The following is a 17,889-nucleotide window of genomic DNA, read 5'->3' on the forward strand; positions in this document are numbered from 1 at the left end:
GGACAGAACCCGACCTGCCGGCCCGTCCGGCCCATCCCCAAAAGGAGCCCGAACATGGCCACCGTGCATGTGAACGACGCTGAATTCGACGCCGAAGTGCGTCAGGCCGACACCCCCGTGATCGTCGATTTCTGGGCCGAATGGTGCGGTCCCTGCAAGCAGATCGGCCCCGCCCTGGAAGAGCTGTCCGACGAATACGCGGGCAAGGTCAAGATCGTGAAGATCAACGTCGACGAGAACCCCGAACAGGCCGCGGCCCTGGGCGTGCGCGGTATCCCCGCGCTGTTCATGTTCAAGGGCGGAGAGGTCGTGTCGAACCGCATGGGCGCCGCCCCCAAGGCCGCGCTGAAAAGCTGGATCGACGAATCCGTCTGATCTCTGCCTGATTTGTGCGAAAGGCGGCGGCCCCTCAGACGGGCCAGCCGCCTTTTTTCATGGCCGCCAGCAGGCGGTCGTCGGCATCGGGCGCCATCATGTCCAGGCTGGTGCGGCGCAGGAACCAGTCCAGGAACTTCGCGGTCGGGGGTGCGTGGTCCGCGGCAATCGCCACGGCGCGGTCGGCGCCCAGGTGCCCCGCATCCAGCGTGACGTGATGATAATCCGACAGGGCGAACAGCACGACAGGCTTGCCCAGGATCAGCCCGTCGAAGCCCACCCCGCTGTTCTGGGTCACGACGAAGGCGCAATCGCGCAGGCGCGCGCCCGTGTCGCCGCCGATGGTCAGGTTCGGATGATCGCGGGCCAGCCGGTCCAGGGCCGCGCGGTCGGCATCGTCATAGACCTCCTTGGGGTGCAGGGTCGCGATGCAGGGGCGGCCGGTGCGGGCGGCGGCGCGGATCATCTGGACGGGGCTGGCCGACTGAAAGCTGCGCTGGCGGCGGATGTGGCCCTGCAGCGGGATCAGGATGTGATCGCCCCGCACCGGCTCCGGCCCCGGCAGCACGCGGTCGCGCAGGCGGCGGGCAAAGTTGTGCGCGACACCGTCCTCGATCCGGGCGGGATCGAACGAGGCCTGCGCGATGGGCCAGCGCCAGCGTTCGGCCACCCGCTCCAGCCGCCAGTAGGGATAGTGATAGGCGAGGCGAAAGGTCAGCGCGCGGTCATGGGTCGGACGTTCCATGTTGAACAGCGCATGGCCGGGGCGGTCGGGAGCCTGCGCGCGCGCATCGGGGCCGGACCGTGCGATGCGGATCTGCCAGCCCCGGGGTTCCAGCAGCGCGCGGATGCGGTTCACGATGCCCAGCTTGCCCGCCTGCGCGGTCTGCAGGACAGGCGGATGCAGATACACGGTCAGCAGCAGATCGCTCATGGCGCGACGCTAGGGGGGGACCGGACGGTTTTCAACGGGTTGCAAGCCGGGCGGGGCGTCCATATCTGCTGCCCCAACGAAGACAGAACGGAGCGCGCAATGGCTGATGACAAGTTTCCCGGCTGGCATGGCACCACGATCCTGGCGGTCCGCCGGGGCGGCAAGGTGGTCGTGGCGGGCGATGGGCAGGTCAGCGTCGGTCCGACCGTGATGAAGGGCAGCGCGCGCAAGGTGCGCCGCCTGACCCCCGGCGGACGCGACGTGGTCGTGGGCTTTGCCGGATCGACCGCCGATGCCTTCACCCTGCTGGAGCGGCTGGAGAAGAAGCTGGAGGCCGCGCCCGGTCAGCTGCAGCGCGCCTGCGTGGATCTGGCCAAGGATTGGCGCATGGACAAGTACCTGCGCAACCTGGAGGCCATGCTGATCGTGACCGACGGGGTCGATCTGCTGGTCGTGACCGGCGCGGGCGACGTGCTGGAGCCCGAACATGACGTGGCGGCCATCGGGTCGGGCGGAAACTTCGCCCTCGCTGCGGCGCGGGGGTTGCTGGAGAGCGATCTGGACGCCGAGGCGATCGCCCGCAAGGCCATGCAGATCGCGGCCGATATCTGCGTCTATACCAACGGGCGTCTGACGGTCGAAACCATCGGTTGATGGGTATTTGGACAAAGAAGAAGGGGCGCGCGGTGCACGGCGCCGGACCCCGTGGAGAACGACATGAGTGACCTGACCCCCCGCGAGATCGTGTCCGAGCTGGACCGGTTCATTATCGGGCAAAGCGATGCCAAGCGCGCCGTCGCCGTGGCCCTGCGCAACCGCTGGCGCCGCAAGCAGCTGGGCGACGACCTGCGCGACGAGGTCTATCCCAAGAACATCCTGATGATCGGGCCGACCGGCGTCGGCAAGACCGAGATCAGCCGCCGCCTGGCCAAGCTGGCCAATGCGCCCTTCATCAAGGTCGAGGCGACCAAGTTCACCGAGGTGGGCTATGTCGGCCGCGACGTGGAGCAGATCATCCGCGACCTGACGGATGCCGCGATGATCGACACGCGCGAGCGGATGCGCGAGGCCGTCAAGGCCCGCGCCCACAAGGCCGCCGAGGAGCGCGTGGTCGAGGCCCTGGCCGGCAAGGATGCCCGCGACGGCACCCGCCAGATGTTCCGCGACAAGCTGAAGCGCGGCGAGCTGGACGACACGGTGATCGAGCTGGAGGTGCAGGACAATTCCAACCCGCTTGGCGGGATGGAGATGCCGGGCCAGCCAGGCCAGCCCTTGGGCGGGATGATGGATCTGTCGGGGCTGATGAAGGCCTTCGGCGGCCGCAAGGTGCGCCGCAAGGTGACGGTGGCGGAGAGCTATGAGCTGCTGATTGCCGAGGAGGCCGACAAGCTGTTGGACGACGACGCGGTCAAGGCGACCGCGCTGGAGGCCGTGCAGCAGAACGGCATCGTCTTCATCGACGAGATCGACAAGGTCTGCGCCCGTGCCGAGGCGCGCGGTGGCGATGTCAGCCGCGAGGGCGTCCAGCGCGACCTGCTGCCGTTGATCGAGGGCACGACGGTCAGCACGAAATACGGCGCGGTCAAGACGGACCACATCCTGTTCATCGCCTCGGGCGCGTTCCATGTGGCCAAGCCGTCGGACCTGCTGCCCGAATTGCAAGGCCGCCTGCCGATCCGGGTCGAACTGCGCGCCCTGACCGAGGAGGATTTCATCCGCATCCTGACCGAGACCGACAACGCCCTGACGCGCCAGTACACCGCGCTGATGCAGACCGAGGGCGTGACCGTCGATTTCACCCAGGACGGCATCGCCTCGCTGGCCCGCATCGCGGCCGAGGTGAACGCATCCGTGGAGAACATCGGGGCACGCCGGTTGTACACCGTCATCGAGCGGGTGTTCGAGGAGCTGTCCTTCACAGCCCCGGACCGCAGCGGCCAGTCGGTCAGCGTGGATGCCGATTTCGTGGAACGCCATCTGGGCGATCTGTCGCGGTCGACCGACCTGTCGCGCTACGTGCTGTGAACGGGGGAACCTGCGGCCAGCCTGTGGTGTTGGCTGGCTGAACACAACAGGGGACGGATCAAATGGGTTGGCTTTTCAGCGTCATCATCTTCGCACTGGATGTCTGGGCGATCGCGCAGATCATCAACACCAATGCCAGCAACAAGTCCAAGATCCTGTGGATCCTGCTGATCGTGATCCTGCCGGTGGTCGGCCTGATCATCTGGTACTTTGCCGGACCCAAGTCCAACGTCAGGCTTTGACGCGACCACACTGACCTGACGCCAGCGCCCCCCGATTTCGGGGGGCGTCTTTCATTGCGGCCTGCGCAGATAGACGTAATAGGCGCCGTCGCCGCCATGACGGAAATGCGCGGCCGTCACCTGCTGGACCACCGCCGCCAGGGGAGGGCTGTGCAGCCAATAGGGCACCTGATGGCGCAGCGCGCCGGGCCGCGTCGGTAGCGGGCCGTGATCGCCCCGCCCCTTGCCTGTGATGACCAGCACCAGCCGCAGCCCTGACGCATGGCAGGACAGGATGAACCGCAGCAATTCCGGTCCCGCCGCGGCCAGCGTCAGCCCGTGCAGGTCCAGACGGGCCTCGGGGCGCAGCTTGCCCTGGCTCATCTTGCGATGCGTGCGGGCATCCATCCGCAGCCCGGCTTGGGCCAGACGTTCGGCCGGGGTCTGAGGGCGCGCGACGACGGGGGTGGCGGGCTTGGCCGCCTGACCGATGCGGAACCGGGGCATCGCCTGCGGCTGCGGCGGTGCGGCGGCCGGGGCGACCGCGGGCGGTGCGACGAATGCGGAAAAGGCCGCCAGATCGGCGGCCTGTCCTTTGCGCTTGGGGTCAAGCGGCTCTGCGGTTCGGGCGACGCGGGACCACAGGTCCCGGTCTTCGGGCGTCAGGCCCCTGCGCCGGCGCATCAGCTTGTCGCGACAAGCTGCCAGTTCGGATCGTCCTGGCCCATGCGGCGCGCAAAGGTCCAAGTGTCCTTCTGCTTGCGCGAAGCCTTGGGATCGCCGTCGATCACCGTGCCGTCGGCGTCGCGGGTCGCGGCGATCAACTCTCCGACGAATCGGATCGAGATCTCGGCCAGACCGGTCGCGGGGTCGAACTCGGCCGCGGCCAGCTTGGTGTCGCGGGTACCCAGATAGGTCGCCTCGACCGTCTGGCCGTTGGCCACGCGCTGGTCGATCACCGACTGGAACGCCTCTGCCACAGGATCGGACAGGAACGGGCGTACCTCGGTCAGATCGCCCCGTTCGAAGGCCATCAGAATCATCTCATAGGCGCTGCGGGCACCGCCCAGGAAATCGCGCAGCCCGAACGACGGTTCGACCCGTTTCATCGCGGCCAGCGCCTTGGCCGCGGCACCGCCGGCCTCGGCATGATCCAGGATGTCGTGATCGACCTCGTCGGCAGACCCCTCGATCACCTCGAAACGGGCGGGCGTGGTGCTGGCTGTCGGCTGGTCGACCTGCGGCGGCTCAAAGCCGTCACGCGTCCCCAGCACGTTTTTCAGCCGTAGGATCAGGAAGATCGCGATCCCGGCGAGGACGATCAGCTGAAGAAGCGGGTTGGACATGCAGGCAACCTCTGGGTCATAACGGGTCGTTGGTATCGGGCGGTCTGTGCATTATGTAGGGAGTGCATTGGCGCAAGTCCAGTTTCCGCGCCGGCAGGAAGGGGAATTCACATGCGGCTGATCGCCATGTTTCTGGTGGTGCCGATCATCGAGATCGCGCTGTTCATCCAGGTCGGGGGCCTGATCGGCCTGTGGCCCACGCTGGCGCTGGTGCTGCTGTCGGCGGTGGCCGGCGTCGCCATCATGCGCAGCCAGGGTGCGCGGGCCGGCATGCAGATCCAGCGCAGCCTGGCAGAGATGCGCGATCCGTCACGCCCGCTGGCGCATGGCGCGATGATCATCGCCGCGGGCCTGCTGCTGGTGCTGCCGGGGTTCTTCAGCGATGCCTTGGGTCTGCTGCTGCTGATCCCCGCGGTCCGGACGATGCTGATGGCGCAGCTTGCGCGCCGCGTACGGGCATCGCGGGTCCAGATGCATGCTGCGACGATGCGCCGCGACCCGCATCGCCCGCCCTATGACAAGGGCGTGATCGACGGCGAATTCGTCGTGGCCGACGAGGACGACCGCCGTCCGCCCGTCGATCTGCCGCTGGACACCGACGACACGGGCCCTTCGCGGCCGGGACGCGGGTCGGGCTGGACCCGGCATTGAGGGCAGGCGGCCGGCCTGCTACAAGCTGGGACAAATCCGCATCACAAAGGTAGGACCATGGCCGAAGAAACCCCGCAGAACGGCGCACAGCCCGCAGCAGCGGCACAGCCGCGCATGCAGATCATAGCACAGTTCATCCGCGACCTGTCCTTTGAGAACGCCGTGGCCCAGAAGGGCGCACCCCAGGGCGAGGTCCAGCCCGAGATCACCGTCCAGGTCAGCCTGGACGCCCGCAAGCGCGGCAGCGACACCCAGTTCGAGGTGATCACCAAGTACCGCGTCACCTCGACCAACAAGGGCGACGGCGCGACGCTGTTCCTGGCGGAGCTGGACTATGGCGGGGTGTTCCAGATCGAGGGCGTGCCGCAGGATCAGCTGCACCCCTTCCTGATGATCGAATGCCCGCGGATGCTGTTCCCCTATGTGCGTCGCATCATCTCGGACATGACCCGCGACGGGGGATTCCCGGCGTTCAACATGGACCCGGTCGATTTCGTGGCGCTGTATCGCCAGGAACTCGCGCGCCGCGCCCAGACCGCGCAGGCGGCACCCGCCGATCAGCGCCTGTCCTGAGGCCCGATGGCCAAGCCCGCATCGCGTGCCTGGCAGCGGATGCTGTCGGGCCGCAGGCTGGACCTGCTGGACCCGACGCCCTTCGACATCGAGATCGAGGACATCGCCCACGGTCTGGCCTTCGTCGCGCGCTGGAACGGCCAGACGCGCGGCGACTGGCCCTATTCGGTGGCCGAACATTCGCTTCTGGTGGAACAGATCTTCGACGGGCTGAACCCCGGCGGCGATCCCTGCTGGCGGCTGGCGGCCCTGCTGCATGATGCGCCGGAATACGTGATCGGGGACATGATCTCTCCGGTCAAGGCGGCATTGGGGCGGGAATACGGGGCGATGGATGAACGGCTGGCCTCGGCCATCCACCGTCGGTTCGGCCTGCCCGCGACGCTGCCCGTGGCGGTCAAGCGGCGCATCAAGGCCGCCGMCCGCGTGTCCGCCCGCCTGGAGGCCGTGACCATCGCAGGCTTTGCCCTGCCCGAGGCGCGGCGTCTTTTCCCCGTCCCCGAGGCGCAGATGCTGCCAGACCTGCAGATCACCCTGCGCCCGCCCGCCCAGACACGGGCCGCGTATCTTGAACGGTTCGGACAGCTGATTGCCCTGATCGACAAGACACGCTGATACGCAAAAGGGGGCCGCAAGGACCCCCTATCGATCACGTCGGCGATGCGTGGATCAGATCAGCAGATCGTCCAGCTCCTTGCCGCTTTCCAGGCTTTCCTGCACCCAGCGCGGTTTGCGGCCGCGACCCGTCCAGGTCATCGTCGGGTCCTGCGGGTTGGCGTATTTCGGGGCGACGGTCCCGGACTTGCGCGTCTTGGCGCCGGTCAGCTCGGACAGGTTGAAGCCATGCTCGCGCGCGGCTTCCTCGATGGCCGTCAGGGCTTCGCGCCGCTTGCGGTCCTCATAGGAGTTGATCGCGCGATCCAGCTTGGTCCGCAGGTCGCGCATTTCCTTAAGGGACATGGTGTCGAAATCGATGCTCATTGGTTCCGGTTTCTATATAGGGAATGTTAATCCCCATCCAATATAGACCGTTTTTTTAAACGTTCAATATATTTAAATCGTCATCGTGGTCCGCGTTTTGCCAGAATACGCTGCAATGTCCGGCGATGCATATGCAATCGGCGCGCGGTTTCACTGACATTACGCTCGCATTGCTCATAGACGCGTTGAATATGTTCCCACCGCACGCGATCCGCGGACATCGGGTTTTCCGGTGGCGGCGGCAGCAATTCACCGCTGGACAGCAATGCGGATGTCACGTCATTCGCGTCGGCGGGCTTTGCCAGATAATCTGTGGCACCCATCTTCACCGCGGCGACGGCCGTGGCGATGGCGCCGTATCCGGTCAGGACGATGATGCGGGCATCGGCGCGCCGTTCGCGCAGCGCCTCGACCACGTCAAGGCCGTTCCCGTCCTCCAGACGCAGGTCCACGACCGCATAGGCGGGCGCACGACGTTCGATCAGGCGCATCGCACCGGCCACGGTCAGCGAGGTTTCCGGCTGAAACCCGCGCTTTTCCATCGCGCGCGCCAGGCGGGTCACGAAGATCTCGTCATCGTCGACCAGCAGCAGCGAGGCGTCGGGGCCGATTTGTGCGTTCAACTGATCCATCTGTTGGCCTTTTCACGGAATTTAACGGCAAATGGGAAGTCGCGCGGGCAATATCAAACCCCATGCGACAAACTGCCTTATGCAGAGGCATCGGCATAACAGGCGACGGTCTCGGCAATCTGTTCGGGGGTGGTTTCGCGGGAAAAGAATTCGACCGTCTTTCCGCCGGGCATCACCAGATAGGTATTTGTCATGTGATCGACCAGATAATATTCCTGATCCTCTTCGTCATTCAGCTTGAAGTAATTGCGCCAGCCCTTGTTTACCGCGGCAATCTCCTCGTCGCTGCCAGTCAGGCCGATCATGCGGTCGGAAAACAATTCGGTATAGTCCGCCAGAACCTCGGGGGTGTCGCGGCGGGGATCGACGGTGACAAAGACGGTCTGCACATCCTCTCCGGCCTCTGTCAGCAGGACCTCGGCTTCGGCGTTTCGGGCGCTGTCCAGGGGGCAGACGTCGGGGCAGAAGGTATAGCCGAAATAGAGAAGCGTCGGCTTGTCGAAGACATCCTGGTCGGTGACACGCTGGCCGTCGTCGCGCGTCAGGGTGAAGGGTGTGCCAAAGGCGTCCATGCCCCCCGCGACGCTGCTGCTGCTGCATTGCGCGAACTGGTCGTCACCCGGACGCATGGTCAGGAAAAGCGCCCCGCCCGCCAGCACGCCGATGGCGGCCGCAGTGCCGATCAGCAGGATTTTCCGGTCCGTCATTGGCGGGCCTCCTTCGCGTGTCAAATGCCCGCATTGATCGTCCATCGGCGCGCGGGTATCAAGATCGGGCAATGTCGCAGCAAGGGTCGACGATGTCCACATCCACAGCCCCCGACGACATCGCCGATCCCGACCTGCACCAGGCCATGTCGCGGCCGATCGACACCCCCAAGGCCGAACCGATCCGCATGCGCACGCTGGTGCTGTTGCGCTGGTTCGCCATCGGCGGGCAGATGGCCGCGGTCATCGTCGCGTGGATGATGGGCATCGGCTTCGTCAAGACGCCGATCATCCTGCTGATCGCGGCGTCGATCACCATGAACCTGTGGCTGTTTTTGCGCCCGCACAAACGGACCTCTCCGGGGCGCGCGGTGCGGCAGCTGTCCTTCGACCTGGTCCAGATCTCGACGCTGATGGCGCTGACCGGGGGGATGGCCAATCCCTTCGCGCTGCTGGTGCTGGCGCCGGTCACGATCGCGGCCGCGTCGCTGAACGCGCGGCAGGTGCTGGCCCTGGGGCTGGCCACGGTGGCGCTGATCTCGGTCGCGGCGGTCTTCGGGCTGCCGCTGCGCGATCCGGACGGCCAGATCCTGCGGATGGAGCCGATTCTGGCCGTCGGCCACTGGGTCGCGCTGGTCATTGGCGTGGTGTTCTTTGCGGGCTACGCGCATCGGGTGACGGCGGAACTGTCGGACACCTCGGGCGCGCTGTTCGCGACCCAGATGGCCCTGTCGCGCGAACAGCGCCTGCAGCATCTGGGCGGCGTCGTGGCGGCCGCCGCGCATGAGATGGGCACCCCCCTGGCCACCATCAAGCTGATCGCCGGCGAACTGGCGGACGAGCTGCGCGACCGCCCCGACCTGCATGCCGATGCCATCGCCCTGCGCGACAGCGCCGACCGCTGCGCGGCGATCCTGCGCAGCATGGGGCGCGCGGGCAAGGACGACCTGCACATGCGCGCGGCCCCGCTGCGCGCCGTGCTGGAGGACGCCGCCCAGCCCCACATGGACCGCGGCCCCCTGATCGAGATCCATGCCGAAGGCCCGGTGATCCACCGCGATCCGGCCATTATCCACGCGCTGCGCAACCTGATCCAGAACGCCGTCGATTTTGCAGAAAGCCGCGTCGTGATCGAGACCCAGGTGACGCAGGGCGCGCTGGTCGTCACGGTGCGCGATGACGGGCCGGGCTATCCGCCGCATCTGCTGTCGCGGATCGGCGACCCCTATCTGACCCGGCGCGCCGAGGCGCAGCGCGGCAGCTACGAAGGGATGGGCCTGGGTCTGTTCATCGCCAAGACCCTTCTGGAACGGTCGGGCGCGCGGCTGACCTTTGCCAATGGCGGGCCGGGTGCCATGGTGTCGGTGCGCTGGCCGCTGGACCGCATCCGCGCGCATGACCGGATCGCGCTGGCACACAATCCGACCTTCGACGCCTGAGTTTCTTAACGCCCTGTTAATCAAGCCCGGATTATGGTCCCATCGAACGGAAGGGGGCGTCGGCAGTGGACATTCAGGGTGCAGGTCTTGTGGCGATGGCGGTCCTGTGCGGGACGGCGTCGGTTCTTCTGGCGGTGGCGGTGATCCGGGTCTGGGACCGCCGACAACCGGGCCAGGGCCGCGCGGCACGGGCCGGGCACGCGCTGGACGGCAAGGTGCAGCCGATGGTGTTCCTGTTCCGCGCAGCGCGCCTGGTCGACGCGACCGCCCCGGCCCGCGCGCTGCTGGACCGGATGGGCGCGCCGGATGACGACTGGCTGCGCCTGATGCGCTGGATCGGACCGCGCTTTCCCGACGCGCCCGACCGCCTGTCCATGCTGCCCCGCCTTGGCCGGATCGAGCTGGTGGGCCAGCAGGGGCGGGGCAGCGCGACCCTGCGCCTTGTGGCCGAGGATCTGGGCGACCGGCTGTGGCGCGTCAGCGTCACCGATCCGGGTGCCGAACATGCGGGCATCGTGGTCGATTCGATGTCCCTGCAGGCGATGGAGGAAGAGCTGGACCTGCTGCGCGGCGCGCTGGACCAGACACCGATGCTGGTCTGGCGCCTGGATGAGGAGGACCGCGTAACCTGGGCCAACGCCGCCTATCTGCGCCGTGCCGAGGCCCGGTCCGACGAGGCGCTTGGTTGGCCCCTGCCCCGCCTGCTGGACGCGCCGCGCCCCGTGCCGGGTGCGGGCACCGCCMCCCGCCGCGCCGGACTGGAGGATCAGGGCGCGGTGTCCTGGTACGACTGCCACAGCCACCGCATGGGCGACGAGGTGATGATGTTCGCCCTGCCCGCGGACGCCGCCGTGCGCGCCGAACGCAGCCTGCGCGATTTCGTCCAGACCCTGACCAAGACATTCGCCGACCTGCCAATCGGGCTGGCGATCTTCGACCAGGGCCGGAACCTGCAGCTGTTCAACCCGGCGCTGATCGACCTGACGAACCTGCCGACGGGCTTCCTGACCGCGCGGCCGTCGCTGTTCGATTTCCTGGACCAGCTGCGCGAACAGCGCATGGTGCCCGAACCCAAGGACTATCGCAGCTGGCGACAGCACATGGCCAATCTGGAAAGCGCCGCCGCCAACGGCCACCACGTCGAAACATGGTCCCTGCCGGGCGGTCAGACCTATCGCGTGACCGGCCGCCCCCATCCCGACGGCGCGGTGGCCTTCCTGTTCGAGAACATCACCTCCGAAATGTCGCTGACCCGCGAATTCCGGGCAGAGCTGCTGCTGGGCGCGCATGTCTTGGACGGGCTGGAGGACGGGCTGGTGGTCTTTTCGGACGCAGGCCAGCTGGTCCTGTCGAACCAGGCCTATCGCGGCTTGTGGGGCGCGCCGCCCGAAAGCCTGGCCGATGCCATCGCCMCCTGGGAGGCCGCGGCCCCCGCCGGGCGGGGCTTTGCGGCACTGCGCGACGCGCTGAACCATGCCGATGCCCCGCGGGCCAGCGGCGCGATGGCCGGCCCCCAGGGCCAGCTGCTGGGCTGGACCGTCACCATCCTGTCGGGCGGGCGGCGGATGCTGCGTTTCGGCATCGCTTCGGGACAGGTGATGTCCCAGGGCCTGCTCCATGACACGCGCCCCCTGTCCAGCGCGATCGGCGCCGACTGATCAGTAGTCGCGCTCGAAGAACACCCCAAGCGAGCTGCCGCCGTCGCTGCCCACCGATCCGCGCGCCCGCAGCGACTGCGTGATGTCCAGGTTCAGGTTGATCGACGACCGCCCCCCCTCGCCCACCGAGACGTCGGTATAGACGTTCTCGGACAGATAACGACCGGCACGCAGTTCGATGTTGCCTTCGTCGTCGGTCGTCAGGTCCAGGTCGTCCAGGCCCGCGCTTTCGCGCAGGTTGCTGATGATTCCGTCACCGCCGCGCCCGGCCAGTACCGCGATGGCATTGGCCAGCTGTGCCGCCTGAAGCGGGCTGATGCTGTCCAGCCCCCGCCCGAACAGCAGCTGGGACAGCACCTCCTCCTGCGGCAGTTCCGGAGAGGATTCGAAGGTGATGTCGGGGTCGCGGACCTCTCCGTCGATGATGATGCGGGTGGTGATCTCGTCGCGCTCGGTCTCGGCGACCAGGCGAATGACGGGGATCAGGCTACCCTGCAGCTCGACCAGACCCTCGGTCAGGTTGAAGCGACTGCCCAGCAGGTCGACCCGACCGCGAATCAGCTGCAGGTTACCGATGGGGATCGCGTTGCGGGCGGTGCCTTGGATGCGGAAGCCGCCGCCCAGTTCCGCGTCGATCCCGCGGCCGCGGATGAACACCCGGTTGGGCGCATTGATGACCAGGTCCAGCGCCGGCGGTCGTCCCGGCGTGGCCGGCGGCCCCGACATGCCCGCGTCGCGCGAGGCCTGGCTGGGATAGGGCTCCAGCCCGGCCTTGGCGCGCGTGGCGCGGACCGGCGGGCGCTGGTTGCCGACATGGGTGATGTCGGGGATCGCCCGCGCGCCGCCCAGGCCGGTCGAGGGGATTCGGATCTCGGTCTCACCCAGGTCGATGCGGCCGGACAGGGTCTGGCCGGTCGCGGCCGTTCCGCTGAAGCGGACCTGCCCGTCGATGATCGTCTGGTACAGGTTCGGGTCGCGCAGCACGACCTGCGCCAGCGCGACCGAGATGTCGGTCGCCCCGTTCGTCAGGTCCACCGGCCCGGAGAGCGTCACCCGCCCCCCGGCCGAGACGTTGGCCGCCCCGTCGATCTGCAGCCGCCCAGACTGGAACCCGGCGGTGACGTCGATCCCGTCCAGCCGCACGCCCAGGCCCGGATCGGCCAGCTGGCCGTTGGTCAGCCGCACCTGTCCCGACACCGCCTGCAGCGACGGGGCGCCCTGGACACGCAGGTTGATCGCCAGCGGGCCCGACACGCTGCGGGTCCGCAGGGTCGTGTTGGCCAGCGCGGAATCCGCGCTGCCATTGACGCCCAGATCGACGGTCGATCCGTCGCGGGCGGCGGTGCCCGCAATGTGCAGGTCGGTGCTGCCCGGCGCGGTGGCGCGCAGGTCGACCGCAAAGGACGGGCCCTCCTCGCGCACGGTTCCGGTCACCGCGACGGCGCCCGGAAATTCGGGGACGATCAGTCCCAGATCGGCCAGCCGCGCGTTCAGGTTGATGCCCGTCGCGGGCGCCCCGTCCGCGGTCACCTGCAGTTGCGGGTTGGTCACGTTCAGCCGCTGGACCGAGATGCCCTGCGCCCCCTGGCTGGCGGCCACATCGAACCGGGTCTGCCCCGTCAGGATCGGATCGATCCGCGGCTGGCCCAGGGACAGGCCGCTGGCGGTTCCGGTGGTCYCGATCCGGCGCGTGGTGCCGTCATCGGTCAGCCGCGCGTCGGCCTGGACCGCGCCGCTGATGCCGTTGCCCAGGAACCGCAGATCGCCCGCGTTCAGCGTGGCTGCGACATCGGTCGCCCCGGCGCCGACCTGGCCCGTGGCACTGGCCGACAGGCGCGGGTTCTCGACCTGCGCGGTGTCGATGGTGAAGATGCCGCCCTGTTCGGTGCCGGTCACGGACAGCCGCGTCTCATCCGCAAGGGCGCCGTCCACCTGCGCCTGGCCGAAGGACAGGTCGCGCCCGGTCCCGGTCACGGCCAGCCTGCGGATGCCGTCGCCGGCCTCGGCAAAGCTGCCCTGCGCCTGCAGGCTGCCGCGCCATCCCGGCCCGAAGGGCGCCAACGACGCGACGTTCACGTCGCCGGTCAGATCGGTGACGCCCGGACCATAGGTTCCCTGCACCACCGCGCGCATCTGGTCATTGGTCAGCCGGCCCTCGGTGATCGTCACGACCCCCTCGCGTTCCGACGCCTGCAGCGCCAGCTGGGTCGTCCCGGTCAGCGCGCCATCCGTCCCCGTCGCGCCCAGGGATAGGTCCTGTCCGCTGCCGGTGACGTCGATCAGCCGTGCGCCATCCTCCTCGCGCAGCGTGGCGCGGGCCTGAAATCCGCCCGCCCAATCGGCGCGGATCGAGGACAGGTCAACGACCGCCACCTGCGCGACGGCGTCCAGCGCGCCTTGGGCAAAGCTGCCCTGCGCATCCGCGCTCAGCTGCGGGTTGGCCAGCCGGAAATCCTCCAGCTGAAAACCCTGCGCCGTCTGCAGCGCGCTGGCGGTCAGCTCGGTCTGCCCGCTCAGCGCATTGTCCAGCGCCTCGATGCCGATGCGCAGATCCTGGGCCTGCCCGTTCAGGGTCAGGCGGCGCTGGTTCTGCGGTCCGGTGACCTCGGCCGTGGCATCCAGCGACCCGCCCAGTTCGGGGCCGGCATCCGCCAGCGACGGCATGGACACCTGCGCGCGCAGATTGCTGGAGGTCGAATTGATCAGGCCCTGCGCGGTCGCGGTCAGGCGGCTGGCGTTGACGCGGAAATCCTCGACCTCAAGGCCCAGCTCGTCGCGGCGCGCCTGCAGCAGGATCGTGGATTCGCCGTCCAGCAGCCGGTCCAGCTGCGGCTGGTCCAGCGCGATGTCGCGGCCCGACACGCGCGCGTCGATGTCGAAGCTGCGGTTCAGCAGGACGTAATAGCCCTCGACCGTGGCATCCGCGCTGCCGGTCAGCGGCCGGCCCGCGACGCCCGACAGGCGCGTCAGATCGGTATACCGGGCACCTGCATCCACCGACAGCGTGATGCCGCTGCCCAGGCCCGAGACCAGGAAGTTGCCGTCCAGACCGTAATCCGCGCCGCGGACCCGCAGGTTGGTGATGTCGACCGCGTTGCCGGGGGTAAAGTTGAACCCGGTCCGCCCCTCGATCTGCGTGCCCACGGCCTCGGCCAGGGACGCGTCGTCGAAATCCAGATCGCGGGCGGCAAAATCGATGGCGCCGATGACCTCGGACAGGGCGCCCTTGTCCAGGAAGATCTGGCCGCGCCCGGCCAGGTCCAGCACGCCAAGCGCCACCCCGTCCAGCTTCAGCGCGCCGATGCCCCCGTCCAGGCGCCAGCCGTCGCTTTGCGCCGCGTCATAGTCAAAGGTCAGCCGCCCGGAATCCACCGTCGCCCCCTCGCCCGCGAAGGGCAGCGGGACGGGCACCTGCGGGGCGCCCGCGTCGCGGCCCAGCATCACCTGCAGGTTGGCCTGCTGGGGCGCGGACTGGTCGTTCGTCGACAGCGACCCGGCAATGCGCAGCGCCTCGGTGCGGATGTCCAGACGCGGAATGTCCAGGCGGCCGGTCTCGGCCCGCCAGCCTTCGGCCAGCAGCTGGGTGTCCTGGCCAAAGAAGGCCCGGTCCTGCGGGCGCAGCAGCGACGCGACATCGCCGCCCAGCTGGAACCGGAATCCGGTGCCGGGGGTGCCGTCGGCGCCGGTCTGGCCGTTGGCGCTGACCTTTCCGGTGATGCGGGGCTGGCCGTTCGTGGCCAGACGGATGTCGGCGGCGAAATCGCGGATCTGGCCCTCGCCGCTGATCTGGGCGGTCAGGGCGGGCTTGTCATAGATGCCGACAAGGTTGGCCAGCAGGCCGTCGGCGGCCTCGTCCAGGCCCAGGTTCAGGCGCAGGATCTGCGTCTCGTTGGCATAGCCTGCGTCCAGCACGAACTGGCCGCGCGGGCCGTCCAGGCGGTCGACGGTCAGCTGGGCCGTGCCCTCGCCCCCCTCAAGGCTGATGCCGCCCGAGATGCTCAGCGCGGCCTCGACCCCGATGACCGGTTCGCCCAGCATCACGCGGTCGGCGCGGATCTGTTCGATGTTCAACGACACGGGCAGTTCGGGCAGCGCAAAGACCGGCGCCTCGGCCTGCACGGCCGGTTCGTCCGACTGTGGCAGGCGGGGCAGCAGGATCTCGTCGGCGGACAGCTCCGCGATCTCGATCCGGCGGCGCAGCAGGGCGCTGCGGTTCCACTGGATCGCGCCGTTGCGCAGGGTCAGATAGGCGCCGTCCTCGTCCGAGATGCGCAGTTCGGTGAAGGTCGCGCGCGAGGACAGCGCGCCCTGGAACCCCTCGATCACCACCTGGCGCCCCTCTCCGGACAGGTTGCTTTCCAGCAGTCCGGTCAGAAATCCGCGGTCGCTGTCGGCCTCGGCGCTGATCTCGGCGGCGCTTTGGCCCAGCACGGCCATCGGGAACAGGACGACAAAGGCGGTGATCCAGAACTTGCGCATCAGAATGCCTGCCCCAATCCAAGGTAAAGTTGCACGCCGTTGCCGGTGTCGCCGCTGACTGGCCCGGCCACGTCGAACCGCAGCGGTCCGATCGGCGTGTCATAGCGCACGCCCAGACCGGCGCCCGCGTGATCGTCGCCCTCGCCGCCGAAGGCGTCGCCCGTCCAGACCTGGCCGTAATCGGCAAAGGCCACGACGCCGATCTTCTCGCGCACCTGGACGCGGAATTCGGCCGTGGCGCTGGCGACCGACAGGCCGCCGGTCTTGATCGGGCCGTCCGGGCCCGCGATCTCCTCGACCCCCAAGGACTGATAGGGATGGCCGCGCACCGTGCCGCCCCCGCCCGAGAAGAACAGATAGTTGCGCGGCGTCGTGGCAAGCTCGCTGCCAAAGACCGACCCCGCCCGCGCCCGGCCCGCCAGGGTGAACCGGTCATCGGCGCCGAACGACCGGAAGGCCCGCCCCTCGGCCAGGGCGCGCATGCCGGAACTGGTGTCCTCGAATCCGGCAAAGGGCGTCACCTCGGCGGACAGATAGAAGCCGCGCTTGGCGTTGTTCTGATCCTCGCGGCGGTCCCAGATCACGTCCATCGGAAGGGCCAGGACCTTGAAGTCGGTGCGCCCGTTGGCGTCGAAGACGCGCGAGTACTGGTATTCCAGCGCCGCGTCGGCGGTCAGGCGATCGCTGAAGATGTGGTTCAGACCGAAACCCAACGTCGCCAGGTCCTCGTCGTAATCCTCCTCGCGCATCTGGGCCACCTCGGCCTCGACATAGGCGGTGGTGTCGGGGGTGATCGTAGCGGGGCGTTCCAAACGGATCGTCAGCTCGTCGTCGCGGTCGCTGGTCTCGGATCCGATGTCCTTGATCCGCCCGTCGATGCGCAGACGCTCGCCCCCGCCCAGCAGGTTGCGGTGCATCCAATAGGCCGACACCAGCGCCCCGTCCGTGGTCGAGATCTCGGCGCCGGCCCCGATGCGCCGGGGGGGCTGTTCGACCACGGCCAGGTCCACGTCCAGCGTGCTGCCGGGGCTCAGCGTCTCTGCCTCCTGCAGGGTGATCGCCGAGAACACGCCGGTGCGGCGCAGGCGCTGGCGGACGGTGTCCAGTTCCTGGGGGTCGAAGCGCTCTCCCTCGGGGAAGCCGGCGATCTTGCGCAGGCGGCGTTCGTTCAGGCGCTGGTTGCCGCTGACGGACATGCGCCCGAAGGTGACGGCCGGGCCGGGTGACAGGGCGATGCGGCTGTCGACCTGATCGGCGTCGTGATCGGCCACGATCTGCTGGTCGGCGACATCGGCCTTGGCATGGCCATAGGCGCGCCAGCCGTCCACGCCCGCCAGGGCCGTGCTGCGCATGACGCCGGTGCCCGCGATCTCGCCCGTGGCGTATTCGTCCGGGATCTCGGTGCCGGGGGCCACCGGGGCCATCTGGGCGCGCGAGAAGCGGAAGACCGGGCCGGGATCGACGGTCACGACGACACGGGACACCTGGGCGGGCGCGTCCAGGGGCGCCACCTCGGCGGCCTCGACCCCGTCCAGGGTGATGGTCACGGCGCCGTCGTAGAACCCCTGATCGTACAGCAGGCCCAGGATGCGGGCGTAATCGCCGCGCGCGGCCGCCAGCACGTCCTGTCCGGTGGTGCGATCCTCGTTCAGCGCGCCGGTCAGCAGCAGCGACTGGCGGATCTGGCGGGTCAGCCCCTCGTCCCCGCCGGCGACCTGCACGTCCAGCGCGACGGGCCCCTCGGATTCGCTGCTGCCGCCGAACAGGCCCGAGAACGGAGAGCTGCTTTGCGCCATCGCGGCACCCGCCACGCCAAGCGCCGTCCCTGCCACCAGGATCGCCCTAAGATATGCCCGCATCGCCTGCCC

The 17,889-nt window shown here is 68.5% G+C and carries 17 protein-coding genes; 9 read left to right on the forward strand and 8 right to left on the reverse strand.

Translation table 11 applies throughout. The annotated features are described in order from the left end of the window. The first annotated feature begins 54 nt into the window (after positions 1 to 54). On the forward strand, positions 55 to 375 hold the full coding sequence (gene trxA, locus GBO37_RS01730; RefSeq protein WP_046000498.1) for a thioredoxin: 321 nt from the start codon (positions 55 to 57) through the stop codon (positions 373 to 375). A gap of 34 nt (positions 376 to 409) precedes the next feature. Here the strand turns inward: trxA and GBO37_RS01735 are convergent, their stop codons facing one another. After that, on the reverse strand, positions 410 to 1,309 hold the full coding sequence (locus GBO37_RS01735; protein ID WP_252926729.1) for a hypothetical protein: 900 nt from the start codon (positions 1,307 to 1,309) through the stop codon (positions 410 to 412). A 99-nt stretch (positions 1,310 to 1,408) separates the two neighbouring features. Here GBO37_RS01735 and hslV point away from each other — a divergent pair, with 99 nt between their 5' ends. The 3 genes from hslV (at position 1,409) to GBO37_RS01750 (ending at position 3,576) form a co-directional block, all read left to right on the forward strand. After that, entirely contained in the window at positions 1,409 to 1,963 is a 555-nt protein-coding gene (gene hslV / locus GBO37_RS01740) for an ATP-dependent protease subunit HslV (protein WP_252926730.1), read from the forward strand. Positions 1,964 to 2,026: 63 nt separating this feature from the next. Further along, positions 2,027 to 3,334, forward strand: a complete 1,308-nt coding sequence (hslU, locus tag GBO37_RS01745) for an ATP-dependent protease ATPase subunit HslU (RefSeq protein WP_046000841.1) — start codon at positions 2,027 to 2,029, stop codon at positions 3,332 to 3,334. A gap of 62 nt (positions 3,335 to 3,396) precedes the next feature. Further along, positions 3,397 to 3,576 (forward strand): PLDc N-terminal domain-containing protein, encoded by a 180-nt coding sequence (locus tag GBO37_RS01750; protein WP_045981940.1) that lies wholly within the window; start codon positions 3,397 to 3,399, stop codon positions 3,574 to 3,576. Between the two features lie 51 nt (positions 3,577 to 3,627). Here GBO37_RS01750 and GBO37_RS01755 read toward each other — a convergent pair whose 3' ends face one another. Next, positions 3,628 to 4,239, reverse strand: a complete 612-nt coding sequence (locus tag GBO37_RS01755; protein ID WP_046000501.1) for a Smr/MutS family protein — start codon at positions 4,237 to 4,239, stop codon at positions 3,628 to 3,630. Further along, the gene (locus GBO37_RS01760; protein ID WP_046000502.1) at positions 4,239 to 4,901 is read right to left on the reverse strand and encodes a Tim44/TimA family putative adaptor protein; all 663 of its coding nucleotides are present in this window, start codon (positions 4,899 to 4,901) and stop codon (positions 4,239 to 4,241) included. Before GBO37_RS01760 ends, GBO37_RS01755 begins: the two co-directional genes overlap by 1 nt. Before the next feature lie 111 nt (positions 4,902 to 5,012). Here GBO37_RS01760 and GBO37_RS01765 point away from each other — a divergent pair, with 111 nt between their 5' ends. From GBO37_RS01765 to GBO37_RS01775, 3 genes are read left to right on the forward strand one after another with little or no spacing between them, the layout of a single operon-like run. After that, complete coding sequence (locus GBO37_RS01765) at positions 5,013 to 5,552, forward strand: FxsA family protein (RefSeq protein WP_252926731.1); 540 nt, start codon at positions 5,013 to 5,015, stop codon at positions 5,550 to 5,552. 57 nt (positions 5,553 to 5,609) lie between these two features. Beyond that, positions 5,610 to 6,125 (forward strand): protein-export chaperone SecB, encoded by a 516-nt coding sequence (secB, locus tag GBO37_RS01770; protein ID WP_252926732.1) that lies wholly within the window; start codon positions 5,610 to 5,612, stop codon positions 6,123 to 6,125. A gap of 6 nt (positions 6,126 to 6,131) precedes the next feature. Further along, a complete protein-coding gene (locus tag GBO37_RS01775; protein ID WP_252926733.1) occupies positions 6,132 to 6,740 on the forward strand; it encodes an HD family hydrolase in 609 nt (202 codons plus the stop codon). Positions 6,741 to 6,794: 54 nt separating this feature from the next. On the opposite strand, the gene GBO37_RS01780 is transcribed toward GBO37_RS01775, so the two are convergent. From GBO37_RS01780 to GBO37_RS01790, 3 genes are all read right to left on the reverse strand, one after another. Further along, on the reverse strand, positions 6,795 to 7,106 hold the full coding sequence (locus GBO37_RS01780) for an H-NS family nucleoid-associated regulatory protein (RefSeq protein ID WP_046000505.1): 312 nt from the start codon (positions 7,104 to 7,106) through the stop codon (positions 6,795 to 6,797). 80 nt (positions 7,107 to 7,186) lie between these two features. Continuing rightward, the gene (locus tag GBO37_RS01785) at positions 7,187 to 7,738 is read right to left on the reverse strand and encodes an ActR/PrrA/RegA family redox response regulator transcription factor (RefSeq protein WP_042252328.1); all 552 of its coding nucleotides are present in this window, start codon (positions 7,736 to 7,738) and stop codon (positions 7,187 to 7,189) included. Positions 7,739 to 7,815: 77 nt separating this feature from the next. Continuing rightward, positions 7,816 to 8,445: an SCO family protein gene (locus GBO37_RS01790; protein ID WP_127897517.1), complete on the reverse strand. Its 630-nt coding sequence runs from the start codon at positions 8,443 to 8,445 to the stop codon at positions 7,816 to 7,818. Positions 8,446 to 8,537: 92 nt separating this feature from the next. Here GBO37_RS01790 and GBO37_RS01795 point away from each other — a divergent pair, with 92 nt between their 5' ends. Then, positions 8,538 to 9,884, forward strand: coding sequence for an ActS/PrrB/RegB family redox-sensitive histidine kinase (locus GBO37_RS01795; protein WP_252926734.1), 1,347 nt, complete (start codon positions 8,538 to 8,540; stop codon positions 9,882 to 9,884). Positions 9,885 to 9,949: 65 nt separating this feature from the next. Beyond that, positions 9,950 to 11,542 (forward strand): PAS-domain containing protein, encoded by a 1,593-nt coding sequence (locus tag GBO37_RS01800; RefSeq protein ID WP_252926735.1) that lies wholly within the window; start codon positions 9,950 to 9,952, stop codon positions 11,540 to 11,542. Here the strand turns inward: GBO37_RS01800 and GBO37_RS01805 are convergent, their stop codons facing one another. Together GBO37_RS01805 and GBO37_RS01810 are read right to left on the reverse strand one after the other, a co-directional pair. Beyond that, positions 11,543 to 16,021: a translocation/assembly module TamB domain-containing protein gene (locus tag GBO37_RS01805; RefSeq protein WP_252926737.1), complete on the reverse strand. Its 4,479-nt coding sequence runs from the start codon at positions 16,019 to 16,021 to the stop codon at positions 11,543 to 11,545. Continuing rightward, positions 16,021 to 17,880 (reverse strand): autotransporter assembly complex family protein, encoded by a 1,860-nt coding sequence (locus tag GBO37_RS01810; protein ID WP_252926738.1) that lies wholly within the window; start codon positions 17,878 to 17,880, stop codon positions 16,021 to 16,023. The genes GBO37_RS01805 and GBO37_RS01810 overlap by 1 nt, the downstream gene beginning before the upstream one ends. Positions 17,881 to 17,889 lie beyond the last annotated feature (9 nt).

The organism is Paracoccus sp. 08 (assembly GCF_024105395.1).
Taxonomy (GTDB): domain Bacteria; phylum Pseudomonadota; class Alphaproteobacteria; order Rhodobacterales; family Rhodobacteraceae; genus Paracoccus; species Paracoccus marcusii.